Origin of the sequence: Variovorax ginsengisoli (assembly GCF_030486595.1) — a bacterium.
In the GTDB taxonomy this organism is placed as follows: Bacteria; Pseudomonadota; Gammaproteobacteria; order Burkholderiales; family Burkholderiaceae_C; genus Variovorax; species Variovorax ginsengisoli_B.
This window is the reverse complement of record NZ_JAUJZH010000009.1, coordinates 36,633-53,697: the sequence shown is the minus strand read 5'-3', so window position 1 is coordinate 53,697 and position 17,065 is coordinate 36,633. Positions and strand designations below refer to the sequence as shown.

18 protein-coding genes are annotated in these 17,065 nt (G+C 66.7%); 4 read left to right on the top strand and 14 right to left on the bottom strand.

What is annotated here, in order from left to right:
- Nucleotides 1-136 precede the first annotated feature (136 nt).
- Nucleotides 137-1,804 (top strand): phosphoethanolamine transferase, encoded by a 1,668-nt coding sequence (locus tag QZH52_RS14285; protein ID WP_301810090.1) that lies wholly within the window; start codon nucleotides 137-139, stop codon nucleotides 1,802-1,804.
- Here the strand turns inward: QZH52_RS14285 and QZH52_RS14280 are convergent.
- Together QZH52_RS14280 and QZH52_RS14275 are read right to left on the bottom strand one after the other, a co-directional pair.
- Nucleotides 1,786-2,265 carry an ASCH domain-containing protein gene (locus tag QZH52_RS14280; RefSeq protein ID WP_286530978.1) on the bottom strand — a complete coding sequence of 160 codons (480 nt, stop codon included), beginning with the start codon at nucleotides 2,263-2,265 and terminating at the stop codon, nucleotides 1,786-1,788. The genes QZH52_RS14285 and QZH52_RS14280 overlap by 19 nt on opposite strands.
- Nucleotides 2,262-3,014: a tRNA-uridine aminocarboxypropyltransferase gene (locus QZH52_RS14275; RefSeq protein WP_286530977.1), complete on the bottom strand. Its 753-nt coding sequence runs from the start codon at nucleotides 3,012-3,014 to the stop codon at nucleotides 2,262-2,264. The genes QZH52_RS14280 and QZH52_RS14275 overlap by 4 nt, the downstream gene beginning before the upstream one ends.
- A 133-nt stretch (nucleotides 3,015-3,147) precedes the next feature.
- Here QZH52_RS14275 and QZH52_RS14270 point away from each other — a divergent pair, with 133 nt between their 5' ends.
- Nucleotides 3,148-3,792: a hypothetical protein gene (locus QZH52_RS14270; RefSeq protein ID WP_301810085.1), complete on the top strand. Its 645-nt coding sequence runs from the start codon at nucleotides 3,148-3,150 to the stop codon at nucleotides 3,790-3,792.
- Between the two features lie 215 nt (nucleotides 3,793-4,007).
- On the opposite strand, the gene QZH52_RS14265 is transcribed toward QZH52_RS14270, so the two are convergent.
- Nucleotides 4,008-4,208 carry a hypothetical protein gene (locus QZH52_RS14265; RefSeq protein WP_286520456.1) on the bottom strand — a complete coding sequence of 67 codons (201 nt, stop codon included), beginning with the start codon at nucleotides 4,206-4,208 and terminating at the stop codon, nucleotides 4,008-4,010.
- A gap of 98 nt (nucleotides 4,209-4,306) precedes the next feature.
- Nucleotides 4,307-5,074 (bottom strand): IclR family transcriptional regulator, encoded by a 768-nt coding sequence (locus QZH52_RS14260; RefSeq protein WP_301810078.1) that lies wholly within the window; start codon nucleotides 5,072-5,074, stop codon nucleotides 4,307-4,309.
- 490 nt (nucleotides 5,075-5,564) lie between these two features.
- Between QZH52_RS14260 and QZH52_RS14255 the strand changes: the two genes are divergently transcribed.
- Nucleotides 5,565-7,064, top strand: a complete 1,500-nt coding sequence (locus QZH52_RS14255) for a trypsin-like peptidase domain-containing protein (protein ID WP_301810076.1) — start codon at nucleotides 5,565-5,567, stop codon at nucleotides 7,062-7,064.
- A 7-nt stretch (nucleotides 7,065-7,071) separates the two neighbouring features.
- Here QZH52_RS14255 and QZH52_RS14250 read toward each other — a convergent pair whose 3' ends face one another.
- Complete coding sequence (locus QZH52_RS14250; protein WP_301810074.1) at nucleotides 7,072-8,391, bottom strand: lytic murein transglycosylase; 1,320 nt, start codon at nucleotides 8,389-8,391, stop codon at nucleotides 7,072-7,074.
- 149 nt (nucleotides 8,392-8,540) lie between these two features.
- On the opposite strand from QZH52_RS14250, the gene QZH52_RS14245 reads away from it, so the two are divergent.
- The gene (locus QZH52_RS14245; protein ID WP_301810072.1) at nucleotides 8,541-8,804 is read left to right on the top strand and encodes a hypothetical protein; all 264 of its coding nucleotides are present in this window, start codon (nucleotides 8,541-8,543) and stop codon (nucleotides 8,802-8,804) included.
- A 13-nt stretch (nucleotides 8,805-8,817) separates the two neighbouring features.
- Here QZH52_RS14245 and QZH52_RS14240 read toward each other — a convergent pair whose 3' ends face one another.
- The 9 genes from QZH52_RS14240 to QZH52_RS14200 form a co-directional block, all read right to left on the bottom strand.
- Nucleotides 8,818-10,278: a flavin-containing monooxygenase gene (locus tag QZH52_RS14240; RefSeq protein WP_301810069.1), complete on the bottom strand. Its 1,461-nt coding sequence runs from the start codon at nucleotides 10,276-10,278 to the stop codon at nucleotides 8,818-8,820.
- A 91-nt stretch (nucleotides 10,279-10,369) separates the two neighbouring features.
- Nucleotides 10,370-11,005: an FABP family protein gene (locus tag QZH52_RS14235; RefSeq protein WP_301810066.1), complete on the bottom strand. Its 636-nt coding sequence runs from the start codon at nucleotides 11,003-11,005 to the stop codon at nucleotides 10,370-10,372.
- Nucleotides 11,006-11,062: 57 nt separating this feature from the next.
- Nucleotides 11,063-11,479 carry a GFA family protein gene (locus QZH52_RS14230; RefSeq protein ID WP_301810063.1) on the bottom strand — a complete coding sequence of 139 codons (417 nt, stop codon included), beginning with the start codon at nucleotides 11,477-11,479 and terminating at the stop codon, nucleotides 11,063-11,065.
- 14 nt (nucleotides 11,480-11,493) lie between these two features.
- Nucleotides 11,494-11,958 (bottom strand): SRPBCC family protein, encoded by a 465-nt coding sequence (locus QZH52_RS14225; protein WP_301810060.1) that lies wholly within the window; start codon nucleotides 11,956-11,958, stop codon nucleotides 11,494-11,496.
- 2 nt (nucleotides 11,959-11,960) lie between these two features.
- Nucleotides 11,961-12,275: an ArsR/SmtB family transcription factor gene (locus QZH52_RS14220; protein WP_301810058.1), complete on the bottom strand. Its 315-nt coding sequence runs from the start codon at nucleotides 12,273-12,275 to the stop codon at nucleotides 11,961-11,963.
- A 79-nt stretch (nucleotides 12,276-12,354) separates the two neighbouring features.
- Entirely contained in the window at nucleotides 12,355-12,693 is a 339-nt protein-coding gene (locus tag QZH52_RS14215) for a hypothetical protein (RefSeq protein WP_301810056.1), read from the bottom strand.
- A 604-nt stretch (nucleotides 12,694-13,297) separates the two neighbouring features.
- Nucleotides 13,298-15,094, bottom strand: coding sequence for an IlvD/Edd family dehydratase (locus QZH52_RS14210; RefSeq protein ID WP_436411582.1), 1,797 nt, complete (start codon nucleotides 15,092-15,094; stop codon nucleotides 13,298-13,300).
- Nucleotides 15,079-15,843, bottom strand: coding sequence for a D-xylose 1-dehydrogenase (xylB, locus tag QZH52_RS14205; protein WP_301810052.1), 765 nt, complete (start codon nucleotides 15,841-15,843; stop codon nucleotides 15,079-15,081). The genes QZH52_RS14210 and xylB overlap by 16 nt, the downstream gene beginning before the upstream one ends.
- Nucleotides 15,844-15,873: 30 nt before the next feature.
- Entirely contained in the window at nucleotides 15,874-17,058 is a 1,185-nt protein-coding gene (locus QZH52_RS14200; protein ID WP_301810050.1) for a fumarylacetoacetate hydrolase family protein, read from the bottom strand.
- Nucleotides 17,059-17,065 lie beyond the last annotated feature (7 nt).

Here is a 17,065-nt window from a genome sequence, read left to right as displayed (position 1 = left end):
TTAAGGGTCGCGCCGGCACGCGCCGAGGCGGCGGGGCCAGTTCTCGGGCCATCCCCTTCCGGCCGCAATGTCTTCTGCCGCGAGTGGTCCGTCGAGAGGCATCCTGGACAGAATGCGGTCAACGGCATGGAAGGTCATGGAGCAGCAAAGTGATCCACAGGGGGCGCGCGCAGCATCCGCGCCAAAGGCAGACAGACGGCACCGCATCGTCAGCCTGATCGACTGTGCCTGGGGCGCCATCCTGCTGATCCCGGCCCTGGTGATCTTTTCATCCGCGCATGTCCGGGATCTCGGGGCGGCTTCCCTCCTTGCCGCAACCGCAGTGTTCTTCGGCTTGCTTCGGGCGATCCTGGGGCTTCGCGCATTCCTGGTGCTCACCTATGTCCCGGCGCTGTTCGGCGTTCTCGCCGTGGGAGCCGATCTTCTACGCGATGTCAACTTGTTCGAGGCGGCCTTGATTCGGCCGGACCCGAGCGAAGCGTGGCCGGTCATTCAGCCTCACGTCCAGTGGATCGCGCTGACCGCGGCCTTGCTCGCGACGCCGATCTGGGTGTCGTTTCGCACTCGGTCGACCGCGACGGCGCGCCGGAGGATGCCTTCGGCTGCCCTTGCGACAATCACCGTCGCCGCAGCCACATGCGGCGCCGTCTTTCACGATACCGTGCTGCGCGCGTGGCCGCTGAATGTGATTTCCGTGGCCGCGGCTTCAGCGATCGGCAATGACGACTTCATCTCGACGGCGTCGCCCTATGCGGCCGCGAACCCCCGATCGGCGTCCGCGAGTTGGGGCGCCTCGCGCTCGCCCGGACTGCACCCGCCGAAGGAGACCTACATCCTCATCATCGGGGAGACGGTGCGTGCCGACCGCCTCGGCGCGTGCGGCGGGCAGAAGCAGGTCGGGATCAGCCATCAGGACGCGATCATCTATTGCGATGTGATGTCCGGGTCCAGCAGCACGCACACGTCGGTCCCTCTGCTCGTCTCGCGCGAAATGCCTGGCGGGGCGTTCCGGGTCAGCAAGGACGCAAGCTTCATGAAGGCTTTCGAGGAAGCCGGGTTTCGCACTTATTGGCTCGCCCTCCAGGAGAGAGGCATTGCCTGGCCTGACGCCAACACCGACATGTTCCTGGCCATAAAGAGGACCGATCGAGAAAGCCTTTTGCCGTCACTCAGAGAGGTGCTAGCGCAGGACGCGCCCAAGAAATTGATTGTGTTGCATACCTACGGCGCACACTTTTCTTACTGCGATCGCTATGAGCCTGCGACAGCTGCTTTCCCGGCCGACTGCTCGAAGCTTTCTGAGTTCCCGGATGATTCAACGCTGCCGGACTTCATCCGAGCCTACGACAACGCCGTCGCCGAATCCCTCCGATTTGTCGATGCGGTGATCTCGGAGGCAGCGCAGGCGAAAGGCTCGTCCTTCGTGATGTTCACGGCTGACCACGGCGAGAACCTGCTGGACGACGAACGAAAGCTCTTTCAACACGCACTGAAAGATCCGACGCGCTGGGACACGACAGTCCCGGCCGTCGTGTGGGCGAGCGATGAATGGCGCGGCAGCAACGCGGCGCGTTGGGAACGGCTCCGCGCCAACCATGGCGCCAAGGTGATGCATGCCGACCTTGTCCCCACCTTGCTCGGTTCAGCGGCCATCAGCTATGTCGACGAGCGGCGAGTGGCCATCGATCTCGGAGCGATGTCACCCGCTGCCGATAGAACCCGGTGGGTGATGCGACGTCTCGGTGAGAAGTTGGATGGCGACCAACTGCGTCGAACGAGCCCGGTTCAGGCATTGGCTCGGTAGATGACCTTGAAGCGCTCGCACGCAACCGGCATGGTCAGGCTTGGTTCTCGACCCAGACGCGCGCATTCACGGCCGAAGTAGGCCCAGTGCACTCGGCGCCAGTACGCCAGGGAGCCATCACCTTCGCCCTCGAGTGCCGCGAATTCGGCGGAGACTTTCTCGAACGGCACCACCTCGACCTCCAGGGTCTCGATGACACAGACAGGCCGTCCATCCCAGCAAGTGACGACACTCAGGGCGCCCGGCTTGGGCGGTGCCCCAGCGCAAGCGCTCTCGAATGACCAGAGAAGCCCGGCTGTGGCCCGTTTGACGCCCGCAAGCACGAGCTCGGCAAGTTCGTCGGCGGAGGCCTCGTTGTCATCGAAGTGGAACGCCTCGAAGAATCGCTCGGAGCAATCTCCTTGTCCGACTTCGGCGGAGAAAGCGTCCCAGAAGGCTGCGATGTTCGAAGGAATAGTCATGCTCGTCCTGGCGGGAGCGACACCTCGCGCAACCGCTGGTGGGCGGCGCCATCCATCGCGATGGGCTGCTGGTTTTTCGCATGCAGATAGTGCTGGGTGAAAACCGCCAGGTAGGCTTCCAGCGCTTGCTCGGCAACGCGTTCGCCCGCCAGGCTCATGCACAGGGCGGCCACTTCGCTGGTGCAGAAATGGTCGTTGCGGCCCGAGTTGCGCAGCTTGTACTGCGATGTCTGGTCGGGCTCCAGGCTCAAGACCGGCAGGCGGTCCAGGTAGGGGCTTCTTCGGAACATCTTGCGAGCCTCGGACCAGGTCCCGTCCAGGAGAATGAAAAGCGGTCGCTTCTTCTGGGCATCATCCCGAAGGCTGTCGGGGGGTTGAACGGTGCGCACGACCCGCTCGGGCGCTGCATATCGGCCGGGAAACACCACGTACGGATGCCATTGCGGGTCGCGCAGCAGGGCCAGGAGGGCGGGGTCGGTTTCGGTGCGCTTCCAGCCGAAGGCGAAGGTATCGGGCACCACATCGGCGACCAGCCAGCCCGTGTTGCTCGGCTTGAGCGGCTCTATATCCGCCATGAGCAGGCACACCCCAGCGCGTGTCGTCAGTGAAGGGCGCAACGCGCACATGCAGTGGCTGGGTACCAGCCGGCAGTCCGCGCAGCGCTCGCGCTTGAAACCACCACGGGCGAGAAATGGCTTGGCGCTGCGCGCGAGACGCGCGGCGCGCAGGTGGGAGACGGCGTGTGGCATGCGGAGATTCTCGGGCAAGCGACCCCTCGGCCGCAGGCCGCTCGTTGCGCGCTTCATGTTAAAACCGATGTCGACCTCTCCGCGCTCGGGGAACGGTCGTCGTCATGATGCAGTCGCAGTTGCCCCAGCCAGAATGAGTGCCGCAGATTTCCTCCTCGCGCCAGAAGTCCAGAAGTTGTTGAAGGTCGTTTTCGCAGCACCGACGAACGGGTTTTCCGTTGCGGAACTCGCCAGGAAGGCCAAGTTGAATGCGGACGAAGTCGAGCGGACCCAGGAGCACCTGCTCAAGTGCGGCATCCTGACCAGGCGCAAGTCGGAAGCCGACGAACCCGAGACGGTCGAGGCGAACACGTCGTTCGTCTTCTACAACGAACTGCGGTCCATCGCTCTCAAGTCCTTCGCGGCCGCCGAACCCATCCGCGCGATGCTGCGTTCGAAATTCAAGGATTCAGTTCTGCGCGCCTTCGTGCTGGGGGAGGACGAGGACGCGACAGTGCAGCTGGTCGTGGTTCACGGCCGACTGGTGCCGGATGAATCGGAAATGTCCATCGCGTGCCGGAAGCTCTCCGTGTCCATCGGCCGGCATCTCAACGTGCACGTGATCTCGAGCGCCAAGTACGCGGCCCTCACGCCAGGGGACGATCTCGGGGCACGGCTGGCTGACCTCTCCGCGGTCGAAATCGTCAGCCAGGGCGAGACCAAGGCAAAGCCGGCAGTGGAACGCGAGGGCCTGCTGCAAAGCGCCAGAAAGAGATTGGCCGCCCTGGCTCGGCGCTAGCTTCCTATGTCGACGCCCTGCTCTTCTGGAAAGGCGCATCCCAATACGGCGGGTCGCTGAAGGCCGTCTGGAGCACTGCACCTTGGCCGTCATGTAGCGCCTCCTTCGCCTCGAGCCCGCGTGGGTCCGATCATGAGCCAGCGAAGGCAAAAAAAAGCCTCCCGAAGGAGGCATAAATCCTTTCGGCTGCGTGGAGCCGAGGGAGTCGAGTTCTTTCAGTGCACGCTGCTCAGGAGCGTCGGCGTGCAGTAGCCGTTGCGATAGATGCCTTCGATGTTGCCGGCCACCGGGTCGCTGGTGCGCGCGGTCACGAACTTCGCCTGCGGCGTACGGTAGACGACGATGGTGCACGACAGATGCTTGCTCAGGGTGCGGGCGACGCCGTTGGCCTGGCTTGCGGTGGGATAGGTGTTCATGTTTTTCATTTGCCTGTGCGATGGCTGAATAGTAGTACCAAGGTACTTACAAATCGGCATATGTAGTCGCTAAGTACTAATCTTGGCCGTGAAATAGTTCACGACCGACCGAGGCGTTCAAGAGTCAGCGCATGCCGGGCGGTGCTTCCGCCCAGTGCCTTGGTCGCCTCGCGGGCGGCCTCGACCAGTTGGCGACAGGCCGCGTGCAGGGCATCGGGCCGGGCCAGCCGCTCCCTTGGCCCCGAGAGGGCCAGGGCTCCCTGCAGCTCTCCGGTCGGACCGAAGACCGGCGCCGAAGCCGAAGCGGTCTCCGGGTCGCGCTCACCGTGGGAGACCGCCCAGAACTGTTCTCGAATGGCCTCGTACTCGGGCATCGCCGGCGACGAGAACGCGAGCAGGACCTTGCCCGACGCGCCTTGCGCGATGGCGTATTCCTGACCCACCTGCACCGATGCGCGAACGGCCCTGGACGGTTCGACGCGGAACAGCGCAATGCGCTTGTCGCCGTGCCTCACGTAGAAGGAAGCGGTCTCCCCGGTGGCGGCGCTCAGCCGTTCGAGGATGGGCTCGATGACGTGGCCGACCTGGAACGAGCCTTGGTAGATCGAGGCCAGGCGCAGCGGCTGGGGCCCGATGGCGTACTGCCCGTCGGACAGTTTCCGGATGAAGCCGCCGTGCTCGAGCGCGGCCAGCAGTCGCAGCACCGTGCTCTTGTACAGGCCCGTGCGTCTGGACAGTTCCGTCAATGTCAAACGCGCGTCCGTCGGGCCAAATGCGGCGAGCAGCGAGAAGGCCTTGTCCAGGACCGCGACGCCGCTTGATTCGGCGCTGTCGAGGGCTCGTGAGGCAGGGGTCGGGTCAGGCATAGGAAATCACCAGGCAATCAAGACAGGCTCCCCGAGGGGAGGCCGTGCACCCGAGTGTGACACGCACGCCGCGGTGGTCCGGGCGCCGTTCCGAAGAGACGAGACGTAAAAAAGCCCCCGCGCATTGCTGCGAGGGGGCCAATCCATCGAAGGGACGATGGAGGAGACAACCAGGGATCTTCGGGTCAGCAGATTTCGTCGAGCTTCTTCGAGGTCACATAACCGGAAACAACGACGGCAGCGACAGCCACCAGGCAGATCAATACGTTCAACATTCGGGACTCCAGGATGAGTGCGTTGGTCGATTATAGGGTAAACCCTAGTTCCTTGCAGGACGTGCTCGGAGGGTGCCGGAAAGCCACCGGCCAACGGCCACCGGCCAACGGCCACCGGCCATCGACTGACGTTGCCGAGAGGGCCTTGATCCGGCGCAAAGCCGTGTCGGCGCGATGCGCCTACATTTGGTTTCTTCGACGATGCGGAGGCAGCGATGCGCAAGGTTCTGGCGCGACCGGTCGGCTGGCGGCTGCGTGCCGCCGTCGCGGTCGGCGTCATCGGCTTGATCGGCGCCTGTGCGTCGGCGCCCGAGCGCCCGGCTGCACCGCCATCGGCCCCGGCCCCGGCCCCGGCCCCGGCCCCGGCCCCGGCCCCGGCCCCGGCCTCCGACATCGTCACACCGCTCGCGCCCGCCTTCTCCTCGCTGGTCGCCAGCCGCAGCGCCAGCGTGGTCGACGTGAGCACCCTGCGGATCGGGCGCGACGCACGGCCCGAGGGGGCCGAACTGGAGTTCGCGCCCGAGAACGATTTCGCCGACCGGCTGGCCCGGCCGCTGCCGGCCAACGTGCGCATCAGCCAGATCCGCGACCTCGCCTCGGGCGTGATCCTCACCAGCGACGGCCTGATCCTGACCAGCGCGCATGTCCTGGCCGCTATCGACGAGGCGCAGGTCCGGCTGGACGATGGCCGCCGCTTCCAGGCGCGGGTGGTCGGCACCGACAGGCGCACCGACGTGGGCCTGCTGAAGATCGATGCCAAGGGTCTCGCGACCGCGGCCATCGGCGACTCGTCGCGTCTGGCCCCGGGCGACTGGGTCGCGGCCATCGGGGCGCCGTTCGGATTCCATGGCAGCGTCACGGCGGGCGTGGTGAGCGCGGTCGACCGCTACATCGGCGGCGCCGGAGAAGTGCCCTTCATCCAGACCGACGTCGCGATCAACCCGGGCAGCTCGGGCAGCCCGCTGTTCAATGGCCGCGGCGAAGTGGTCGGGATCAACTCGATGATCTACAGCGGCAGCGGCGGCTACATGGGCCTCTCGTTCGCCGTGCCGATCAACCTGGCGATGAAGATCGCGACGCAGCTGAAGGAGACCGGTCGGGTGCGGCGCGCGCACCTGGGCGCCGAGTTGCAGGAGATGACACCAGCGCTGGCCCAGTCCTTCGGACTGAAGGAGTCGAGCGGCGCGCTGGTGGTGCAGGTCGATGCCGAGGGGCCCGCCCGCGCCGCCGGGCTGAATCGTGGCGATGTACTCACCGCCTTCGATGGCCGCACGATCTCGCACTTCACCGACCTGCTGCAACAGATCTCCGACGCCCCGCCGGGCCGCCGCGTCCGGATCGAACTCTGGCGGCACGGCGCGAAACGGACGAACTCGGTGACGCTGTCCGAGGATGCCGGACCGCGGTTCGCCGCGCCGGCCGGATCCCCGCCCGACTGGAACGATGGCCTCGGCCTGCGCCTGGGCGAGCTGTCGGCGGCACAGCGGCTCCAGTTGGGCAGCGACGGTGGCCTGATGGTGCGCGAGGCCACCGGGCTGGCGCGCAGCGAGGGCATCCGCGCGGGCGACATCATCGTCGCCGTCAACGACACCCGGCTCGACCGGGTCGAGGACTTCAGGATCAAGCTGGCCGCCACCACGCCGGGCCGGATGGTCGCGCTGCTGGTGCTGCGCGACCGCCGGCTGGCCTACGTGCCGGTGCTCAATGCGCCGTGAGGACCAGCTAAGGCGTCCGGAGGCGCTCCAGCAAGGCCGCGCTGGGGTAGCCGTCGGCGGGCTGGCCGATGCTGCGCTGGTACTGGCGAATGCCTTCGCGGGTGGCCGGCCCCATCATGCCGTCGGGCGTGCCGCTGGCGAAGCCGCGCTGGTTCAGCGCGGTCTGGAGTTCCAGCAGCTGGCTGCGCGACAGCGCCGCCAGGTCGCGCGGCCAGGGCGCCTGCACGCCGGGCCCGTCGGTCAGGCGCTGCGACAGCAGGCCGACCGCCAGCGCGTAGCTGGTCGAGTTGTTGTAGCGCAGGATGGCGCGGAAATTCGGCCCCACCAGGAAGGCCGGCCCGCGCGCACCCGCGGGCAGCAGGACCATGCCGTCAACGAACGCCGGCAGGGGCCGGCCGTCCATGCTGCGCACGCCCTCGGCAGCCCACTGGGCGCTGGACTGGCGCACGCTGCTGTCGGCGCGGCCGAAATCGAAGCCGGGCGGCAGCTGGACTTCGACGCCCCACGGCTGGCCTGCCTGCCAGCCCGAACGGGCCAGGAAGTTGGCGGTCGAGGCCGTGACGTCGGCCATGCTGCCCCAGATGTCGCGCCGGCCGTCGCCGTCGGCGTCCACCGCGTAGGCCAGGAAGTTCGACGGCAGGAATTGCGTCTGCCCCATGGCGCCGGCCCAGGAGCCGATCATGTGCTCGCGGTCGATGTCGCCGCGCTCGAGGATCTTCAGCGCCGCCAGCAGTTCGCGGCGGGCCCAGTCCTCGCGGCGGCCCTCGAAGCCCAGGGTCGCCAGGGCATCGATGGTCGGCGTGCTGCCGTAGTTGCCGCCGAAATTGCTCTCCATGCCCCAGATCGCTACGACCACTGCGGACGGGACGCCGTAGCGCGCCGCCGCCGCGTCGGCTTCGACGCGGACCTCCATCAGCTTGTCCTTGCCGAGCGCGACGCGCTGGGCCGTCACGGTGTTGTCGAGGTAGTCCCACACCGTGCGCGTGAACTCGGGCTGGGCGCGGTCCAGCTCGACGACGCGCGGCAGGTACTGCACGTCGCCGAAGGCGGCCTGCAAGGTCGCATCGCCGATGCCGGCAGCGCGCGCGCTGCTGCGGAAATCCGCGACCCAGCGCACGAAGCCCTGCTGGAGCGCCAGCTCGTCCGCCCCGGCGCCCGCTGGCTGGGCCGCCGGAACCGGCGCAGGGGGACGGGCGGCCGGTGTCGGCTGGGCGGGCGCTGGCGAGGCGGTCGGCGGCGCGGAAGCGCAACCCGCCAGGACGGCAGCGGCCAGCGCCATGGCGGCAAGGCCTCGAAGGCGCAGCAGGGGGAGAGGGTGTCGATGCATCCGGGTCATTTTCACCTGCGCCGGCGCCCGTCGCGGCCTTGCGGATTCGCCCGCGCACCCCCATCTGAGCAGCAGAACGACCCCGTGAAATAGCCGTCATCGCCAGTTATGACGCGCGGGGGTTGGAACAATGTTTGCTGGAGACAGACATGCTGACCATCGACCAAAAAGAAGCCATCCTTCGCAGGGCAGGCGTGACCGTTCCCGCGTTCCCCGAACGGCATCCGGACACGCATCCGAAAGACCACGACGCCGAAGTCGAACACAAGGCGAGCCTGCAGCGCTGGACCGAAGCCATCGAGGTGCTGTATGTGCAGTACGCGGCGGCCAGGGCGGCAAAGAGCCTGCGCGACGCCGAGGAGGCGGCGCGGCTGGACCAGTTGCGACGCGCGGCCGAGCGCTCGAACGCCTGAGGCGTGATTGCGCTCAGCGCGCCCCGTATGTGAACTGCAGCACCCCGTCGTCGACTGTGCCGAAGCGCATCGCGACCAGGTCGCTCAAGTAGTTCTGGTTGAGCTTCCAGGGCTTGGCCGAACCTTGCTTGGGCATCAGGTCGGCGGCCCGCTCGAAGTAGCCCGATGAAAAATCCACCCACGGCAGCAGCGCGGTGTCCGGGTCGGCCGGGGGCCGGCAGATGCGCGCGCCGGTCTTGCGCATGTGGTTGAGCAGCCGGCACACATACTGCGCGGTCAGGTCGGCCTTGAGCGTCCACGAGGCATTGGTGTAGCCGAAGGTATTGGCCATGTTCGGCACGCCGCTGTACATCAGGCCCTTGTAGTTGACCGTGCGCGAAGGCTCCACCCGCTCGCCATCGACGTACAGCGCCGCGTGGCCGAGCATGGCGAGCTGGAGGCCGGTGGCGCTGACGATGATGTCGGCGTCGAGCGTGGCGCCCGAGCGCAGCGCGATCCCGGTCTCGGTCAACGACGCGATGTGGTCGGTCACGACCGAAGCCCGACCGGCGTTGATGGCCCGGAAGAAATCGCCGTCCGGCACGAGGCACAGGCGCTGTTCCCAGGGGTTGTAGCGCGGCGTGAAATGGGTCGCGATGTCGGCCTCCGGACCGAGCGCATGACGGACGCCGCCCAGCAGCAGCTGGCGCATGCGCTGCGGGTTGCGCCGGCTGAGCCGGAACACGTACATGCCCAGCAGCACGTTTTTCCAGCGCGTGAGCTGCAGCGCCAGCCGCAGCGGCAGGCGCCGCCGCAATCGCATGCCGACCGGATCGACCGACGGACGGGCCACCATCCAGGTCGGCGAGCGCTGCAGCATCGTCACGTGCGCCGCCTTGTCGGCCAGCGCAGGCACCAGCGTCACGGCGGTGGCACCGCTGCCGATGACGACGATCTTCTTGCCCGCGCAGTCGAGGTCGGCGGGCCAGTGCTGCGGATGGACCAGCCGCCCGCCGAAGCGCTCGCGCCCCGGGAAGTCGGGCTGGTGGCCGGCCGCGTAGTCGTAGTAGCCGCTGCACATGAAAAGGAAGCCGCAACGGATGCGCGCGCTGCCGCCACCGTCGGCGCGCCGGAGCTCGACCGTCCACTGCGCATCCGGCGAGGACCAGTCGGCCCGCACGACCTGCTGGCCGAAGCGGATCTTCGGCTCGATCCCGTGTTCGCGCGCCGTCTCGCGCAGGTAGTTCAGGATCGTCGGCCCATCGGCGATGGCCTTGGGGTCGGTCCAGGGCCGGAACGAATAGCCGAGCGTGTGCATGTCGGAATCCGAACGCACGCCAGGGTAGCGGAACAGGTCCCAGGTGCCGCCCAGTGAAGGGCGGGCCTCGACGATGGCGAAGCTGCGCTCCGGACAAAGCTTCTGCAGGTGGCAGCCGGCGCCGATGCCCGAGATGCCGGCGCCGACCACCAGCACGTCGACGAACTCGTCGGTCATGACAAGGGCCTCCTTGTGACTTGGCCGACGATTGTGCGTCGACGCCCGGGCCTGGGCAGCCTCGCTTACCCGGGGTCGCCCGCCGCGGTCTTCAGGTTTGCACGGCCAGGGGATTCGGCGAAGGCTCGCCGGTCTTCGTGAGCGTGTTGCGGTCCGTGTGGTGGAAGGGTTCGGACAGCCCCTGGATCTGCATCACGGTGTCCTGGTCGTACGACCAGGTGCCGTCGGCATGGAAGGCGACCTCGATGCGCCACTCAAGCGTGGTGAAGGCATGCTCGATGAACGGATTCGACACGATGCCGTTCACCAGGCTGCCGTGCGTGGCCACGAGTTCGAAGCGGTCCGCGTCGGCGGCCACCTTGCCGCTGGCCATGGCGATCTGCCCGCGCGGAATCGCCAGCGTGAGCATGACGGTGCTGGTGGCGGGCTCCCACAGCCAGTAGCCGACCTGGTCGTGGTACATCTTGGTCAGGCCGGGCTTGTGGATGTAGGTGTGGTAGCGCAGTCCGTAGAGAACCTGCGGGCCGTTGGTCTGGGGATCGATCGGCTGCAGTTCGTAGTGCTCGACATAGACCTGGGTCTTCGGGCCCTGGGCCTTGGGCTTGACGTCGACGCCCTTCTCGCCGCGCCACAGCCCCGCCATCCGGCGCAAGGGTCCGAGGTTGGCGAGCGTGTGGCCGTCCAGGTCGGAAGGCTCGGTGTAGATATCGGATGGGAATTCGGACATGGGGGCAGTTGGAAGAGTGGAGCCCGCCAAATGTAGCAAGGCAGCACCAGGGCCCGCCTAGCCTGTCGGCATCCGCTCGAAAGCCTGGAGCGCAGGATCGATGGCATCCCACGCCAGCCCGCGCACGCCATAGGTGACCACCTGCGGCGCGAAGCGGGCCGGTTCGTCCAGGCTGGCCGCGGTGACCGCGATCAGGTCGGGCATGGCGGCGAAGCGCAGGTAGACCGGCGTGCCGCAGACCGGGCAGAAGGCGTGGAGCTTCATGTTGCCGCTGTCGCCCGCGACCTCCCACAGTCTCGCCTCGCCGGTGATCGACATCTCGGCCCGCACCGGAAAGGTCAGGTAGGAGCCGTGCCCGGTGCCGCTGCGCCGCTGGCAGTCGCGGCATTGGCAGTGGTTCTGGAAGATCGGCGCGTGCGCGGTGGCGTAGCGGATCGCGCCGCACGCGCAGCCGCCGGTGTAGGGCTGGGTCATGGTCGGCTTTCGGTTCAGGCTGCCAGCGGCTTGGCGAAGACATCGATGCCCTGCCCAGTCTCCAACAGGGACTTGAGGCTCGAAAGCACGATCGGCCAGCCCTGCTGGATGCCCTTGGCCATCCCGCTGCCGGCTTCGAGTTCGTCGTGGGTGACGGTCAGCCGCACCATGTCCTGGTACGCCTCGACGTCGAAGCGCACGCGGCTGTAGCTGTCCGGATCGTCGGCTTGCGCGGGGCTCGCCCAGGTGATGACCAGCCGCGTCGGCGGCGCGACCTCGACCACCTTGCCCAGCACGTTGACCGTGCGCTGCTCGTTGGCGCGCACGTGCTCCCAGGTCGAACCGGGCTTCCAGTCGGACACGTTCTCGTGGCCCCAGTAGCGCCGCGCGATCTCCGGCCGGGTGATGGCCTCGAACACCTTTTCGGGCGTCGAACGGATGTAGGTCACGTAGACGAAGCTGGTCTTCTCTTTGCTCATGGTCAGTCTCCTTCGAGTTCCTTCTTCAGGTCGTGCAGCAGGCCGAGCCGCTGGCGTTCGAATTTCCGCACCCACCGCTCGTAGACCTCGTGCAGCGGCACCGGGTTGATGAAATGCAGCTTCTCCCGGCCCCGCCGCACGGTACTGATCAGATTGGCCTCCTCGAGCAGCCCGATGTGCTGCGCGGCGGATTGCCGCGCCATGTCCAGGTGCTCGCAGAGCTCGCCCAGCGTCTGCCCGTTCTTCTCGTACAGCAGGTCGAGCAGCTTCCTGCGAGTCGGGTCGCCCAGTGCCTTGAAAACCTTGTCAGCGTCCATTCGTCGTGTGAGTGCGAGGGGCGATAATATGCAGGTAATTACCTGCATGTCAAGTCCGCTCGCCTAGGGCGTCTTCGCCCTAATCCAACGACACGCGGCGGAGCTCGGCGTACGCGGTCGGCCGGAAGTTGGCCACCGGCACGCTCTGCTCTTCATGAGGCAGGGAGACCCGGACGCTGCCCGCCTCCCGCACCCAGCATCCACGGGTCGTCTCGCCGTCCCAGGTCGACAGGAAGCAGACCCGGCGCGGTGCCGGGCAACCGTCGTGGGCGTCGGTCAATTGAAGCAGGCGGACCGGGCTTCCATCGGCGACGAACAAGACACTGGGCGCGAGGTCGCAGCCGGCCAGGCAGGTGCCGCACACCACTGCTGCGAAGACGGGGTCCAACCACCATTTCAAGGAATCGAGTTTGAACATGATCCAGGTCCGGAAATGAAAAAAGGCAACGAGCTGAACTCGTTGCCTTTGAGGGGGCGCCTGTCGAACTGAAAGGAGGGCTATCCGCCCCGCTTGATTCGACCGCGCTGCTCGAAGGCAACGAAGGTGCGAAGACTCGGGATCGACAGATGCGGGGACATGATGAGAGTGTTCATTGGCAGAGATCGAAAGGAAGTCTAGGCAGCGCACCAACGACTGTCTACGTAAAAATTGCCAGGCTCCGGTGGCAGTTCCCTCGCGCTCTATTGGTTCCGCGGTCGCAACGCAAGGAGAGAGATGCCATGCCTGCCGAAGTACCCACTCAAAGGGCCAGACCCTCTCCGAGACAGGTGCGCTGATCGTCGTCGTATCGCGACGCCTCTTCTTTGCGGTCATGGCGCTGGCGGCCATCGTGGTGGTCGCCGTGGTCGTCCTGATCAGTACGAACTGGGCCACCTCGGCGCGGATTCGGGGAATACGCCAAGCTCGTCTTCTGGTCCTTCGTCGCCGGGTTCTCGGAGCACTTCGTGACCGACATCATCGGCCGCTTCGAAGGCGAAGCCGCGAAGAACGCGGGCGCCGCCGACGACAGCCCCAAGCCGCCTCAATGATTGTGACGAGGCGGGGTGTCGGCCACGCCGCGATACTTGATCGCCAACTCCATGCAGGCGCCCGACTCGAGTTGTCCGACCGTCGCGCGATAGATCTCCTGCCAGGGCGTCTGGCTCGGCCGGATCGACGGCGTCCCTTCGTGCTTGCGGCGCGCGATCTCCTCGTCGGACACCAGCATGTTGCATTGACCGGCGGAGAGGTCGATGCGGACGACGTCACCCGTGCGCAGGTACGCCAGCCCGCCGCCGATGGCGCTCTCGGGTGACGCGTTGAGAATCGACGGACTGTCCGACGTCCCCGACTGCCGCCCGTCTCCCAACGTGGGAAGGCTCGTGATGCCACGCTTGAGCAACGCATCCGGCGGCTGCATGTTCACGACCTCGGCCGAGCCGGGCCAGCCCACAGGCCCCGCGCCGCGTATCACGAGGATGCAGTTCTCGTCGACGGCGAGCGCGGGGTCGTTGATTCGTGCGTGATAGTCGTCCGAGTCCTCGAAGACGATGGCCCGGCATTCGAACCGCCCCTCGGCACCCGGATGGCTCAGGTAGCGCGCACTGAATTCCGCGGAGATCACGCTCGTCTTCATGATCGCGAAGTCGAACAGATTGCCGCTGAGAACGAGAAATCCGGCCTGGCTCTTGAGAGGATGTGCGAACTCGCGGATCACCTCCCGATTCACGCTTTGCCGGCCTTCGAGATTCTGTTCCATGGTCATGCCGGTGACAGTGGGGCGCGCGCTGCGCAGCATGCCCGCCTGCTGCAGTTCCCACATCACGGCCGGCACGCCGCCCGCGCGATGAAAGGCCTCGCCCAGGTACTTGCCCGCCGGCTGCATGTTCAGCAGCAGCGGCACGTCGAAGCCGAACTCGGTCCAGTCGCTCGGACGCAGGTCCACGCCCGCATGGCGCGCCATGGCCATGAGGTGCGGCTGCGCATTGGTGGACCCGCCGATCGCGGCGTTGACGACGATCGCGTCGAGAAACGCATCCCGCGTGAGGATCGATGAAGGCCGCCTGTCCTCGAAGGCCAGTTCGACGATGCGGCGACCGGTCTCGTAGGCGATCTGCCCTCGTTCGCGGTAGGGCGCCGGAATCGCGGCACAGCCGGTCAATGACAGCCCCAGCGCCTCCGCCAGCGCATTCATGGTCGACGCGGTTCCCATGGTGTTGCAGTGCCCCACCGAGGGCGCCGATGCCGTGGCGATGTCCATGAACTTCGCTTCATCGATCTGGCCGGCCGCCAGCAGCTTCCGGCTCTTCCAGATCGCCGCCCCGGAGCCCACGAGTTCGCCTTCGAACCAGCCGTCCAGCATCGGGCCGCCGGACAGCACGATCGCGGGAATGTCCACGGTCGCCGCGGCCATGACCTGGGACGGCGTCGACTTGTCGCAGCCCGTGGTCAGCACGACGGCGTCGATCGGGTAGCCGTGCAGGATCTCGACCAGCGCCATGTAGGCCAGGTTGCGGTCGATGGCCGCCGTCGGCCGCCGGCAGTTCTCGAAGGTCGGGTGCACCGGGAATTCCATCGGGATGCCCCCGGCGTCGCGAATGCCGTCGCGCACGCGCTTGGCCAATTCAAGATGAACGCGATTGCACGGATTCAGGTCGCTTCCGGATTGCGCGATCCCGATGATGGGTCTGCCGGAGCGCAGTTCCGCCGGCGTGATGCCGTAGTTCATGAAGCGCTCGAGATACAGCGCCGTCATGTCGATGTGATCGGGGTTGGCGAACCAGTCCTGCGATCGGAACCGGCGAGCGGTGCGGGTGCCTTCGGTCATGCGCCGTGCCATCCTGCGTCCACGTAGTACTCGCGTCCGGAGCAACGCGCGGCGTCGTCCGATGCCAGAAAGAGCGCCATCGCCGCGACATGCGCAGGATCGATTCGCTGCGGCAGGCACTGCGCCGCCACGACCTGCGCCTCGCTTTCAGGGGATTGCCAGAGCTTCATCTGGCGGGGCGTCCGCACCGCGCCCGGGACGATGCAGTTGACGCGGATGTTGAATCCGCCCAGGTCGCGTGCCAACCCTTTCGTGAGGCCCTCGATGCCGGCCTTGGCAGTCATGTAGATCGACAAGCTTGGCAGCGCGAGATGCCAGGAGATGGAGCCGAGGTTCAGGATCACGCCGCCCCCGGCCGCGCGCATTCCGCCCGAAACAGCCTGCGCGCAGAAGAACTGGTGCCTCAGGTTGACCGCGATCCGCTGGTCCCAGTAGTCCGTCGTCACCGTACCGATTTCATGCCGGTCGTCGTTTGCCGCGTTGTTGACGAGGACGTCGATGGGACCGCCCGAGGCCTCGATCGCCGCGAAGGTCGCCCGGACCCCCTGCAACTCGGTCAGATCGCAGCGGTGAAAGACAGGCGGCCGCGCCGCATCTCCGAGCTTCGCTTGAAGCGCACGGCCATCGGAGTCGGCGATGTCGAGAAAGAACACCTGGGCACCTTGTCGAGCGAAAGCCTCGACCATGGCCGCGCCGATGCCGGAGCCCCCGCCGGTGATGACGACTCGCTTGCCGGCGAGGCTCGGATAGATGGCAGACATTGATGGTCCTTTTGTTGATCGGGTCGTGCCTCAGGAAGCGGCGATGCCGCGAGAGGACAGGTTCCGGTAGAGCGCCCGGACGCCGAAGGTCCAGGGGGCGATGGCATCGGAACGCTGCACGCGATTGACAAGGGCGCCCAGCGACGGCGTCGAGATCGTCACGCGATCGCCGAGGCGGTGCGTGAACCCTTTGCCTTCGTCCCCCCGGTCCTGGATGGGGGAGAACATCGTGCCGAGGAACAGGAAGAAGCCGTCCGGATACTGGTGGTGCGCGCCGCAGGTCTGGCGCACCAGGTCGGCGGGGTCGCGGCTGATCTCGGCCATGCGGCTGGATCCTTCGAGCCGGAAGCCATCGTCCTGCCCTTCGATGACCAGGCTCACCGTGGCTGCGCGGATGGTGTCCAGCGTGAACTCGTCGTCGAACAGGCGCAGGAACGGTCCGATCGCGCAGGAGCCGTTGTTGTCCTTGGCCTTGCCCAGCAGCAGGGCACTTCGGCCTTCGACGTCGCGGAGATTCACGTCGTTGCCCAGCGTGGCGCCGACGATCTGCGCGCGGCTGTTGACCGCCAGCACGATCTCGGGCTCGGGGTTGTTCCACGACGAACTCGGATGCAACCCGACGTCATCGCCGAATCCGACCGCGGACATGGGCTGCGCCTTGGAGAACACTTCGGCATCGGGACCGATCCCGACTTCCATGTACTGGGACCATGTGCCCTGGCGGATGAGTTCGTGCTTGAGCGATTCCGCTTCGGGCGAACCGGGGCGAATGGCCGACAAGTCCGACCCGATGGTGCGTTGAAGTTCGTGCCGGATCTGCACGGCCTTGGTGGCGTCGCCGCCGGCCTGCTCCTCGATGACGCGCTCCAGCAAGCTGACGGCGAAGGTAACGCCGCATGCCTTGATGGCTTGCAGGTCGCACGGCGCCAGCAGCTTCTCGGCGCCGGGCTTTCCCGACGCCGTCATGGTCTTGTCGAGCCACCCGGCGACCTCACCCAGGGGCTCCCCTGGGCAGTTGCGGATGAAATCCAGGAGGTCATCCCGGTCGAGAAGGTCGGACACGGTGGGCGCCGAGGCAGTGATGTCCACCACCTGACCCGCTCGAACCACCACGACGCAAGGTCCGTTGGCGGGCCCTGCACGCCAGACCCGACCAACGAGCAAGGCGCCGGAAGCGTCGGTGGGAAGAAAGGATGAATGGAGGTTGGTTTGCATTGGGAGG

Excerpts from the sequence above, each read along its gene's own strand:
- QZH52_RS14285 (WP_301810090.1), top strand. The coding sequence starts at position 137 with ATGGAGCAGCAAAGTGATCCACAGGGGGCGCGCGCAGCATCCGCGCCA.
- QZH52_RS14280 (WP_286530978.1), bottom strand. The coding sequence starts at position 2,265 with ATGACTATTCCTTCGAACATCGCAGCCTTCTGGGACGCTTTCTCCGCC.
- QZH52_RS14275 (WP_286530977.1), bottom strand. The coding sequence starts at position 3,014 with ATGCCACACGCCGTCTCCCACCTGCGCGCCGCGCGTCTCGCGCGCAGC.
- QZH52_RS14270 (WP_301810085.1), top strand. The coding sequence starts at position 3,148 with ATGAGTGCCGCAGATTTCCTCCTCGCGCCAGAAGTCCAGAAGTTGTTG.
- QZH52_RS14265 (WP_286520456.1), bottom strand. The coding sequence starts at position 4,208 with ATGAACACCTATCCCACCGCAAGCCAGGCCAACGGCGTCGCCCGCACC.
- QZH52_RS14260 (WP_301810078.1), bottom strand. The coding sequence starts at position 5,074 with ATGCCTGACCCGACCCCTGCCTCACGAGCCCTCGACAGCGCCGAATCA.
- QZH52_RS14255 (WP_301810076.1), top strand. The coding sequence starts at position 5,565 with ATGCGCAAGGTTCTGGCGCGACCGGTCGGCTGGCGGCTGCGTGCCGCC.
- QZH52_RS14250 (WP_301810074.1), bottom strand. The coding sequence starts at position 8,391 with ATGCATCGACACCCTCTCCCCCTGCTGCGCCTTCGAGGCCTTGCCGCC.
- QZH52_RS14245 (WP_301810072.1), top strand. The coding sequence starts at position 8,541 with ATGCTGACCATCGACCAAAAAGAAGCCATCCTTCGCAGGGCAGGCGTG.
- QZH52_RS14240 (WP_301810069.1), bottom strand. The coding sequence starts at position 10,278 with ATGACCGACGAGTTCGTCGACGTGCTGGTGGTCGGCGCCGGCATCTCG.
- QZH52_RS14235 (WP_301810066.1), bottom strand. The coding sequence starts at position 11,005 with ATGTCCGAATTCCCATCCGATATCTACACCGAGCCTTCCGACCTGGAC.
- QZH52_RS14230 (WP_301810063.1), bottom strand. The coding sequence starts at position 11,479 with ATGACCCAGCCCTACACCGGCGGCTGCGCGTGCGGCGCGATCCGCTAC.
- QZH52_RS14225 (WP_301810060.1), bottom strand. The coding sequence starts at position 11,958 with ATGAGCAAAGAGAAGACCAGCTTCGTCTACGTGACCTACATCCGTTCG.
- QZH52_RS14220 (WP_301810058.1), bottom strand. The coding sequence starts at position 12,275 with ATGGACGCTGACAAGGTTTTCAAGGCACTGGGCGACCCGACTCGCAGG.
- QZH52_RS14215 (WP_301810056.1), bottom strand. The coding sequence starts at position 12,693 with ATGTTCAAACTCGATTCCTTGAAATGGTGGTTGGACCCCGTCTTCGCA.
- QZH52_RS14210 (WP_436411582.1), bottom strand. The coding sequence starts at position 15,094 with ATGGCACGGCGCATGACCGAAGGCACCCGCACCGCTCGCCGGTTCCGA.
- xylB (WP_301810052.1), bottom strand. The coding sequence starts at position 15,843 with ATGTCTGCCATCTATCCGAGCCTCGCCGGCAAGCGAGTCGTCATCACC.
- QZH52_RS14200 (WP_301810050.1), bottom strand. The coding sequence starts at position 17,058 with ATGCAAACCAACCTCCATTCATCCTTTCTTCCCACCGACGCTTCCGGC.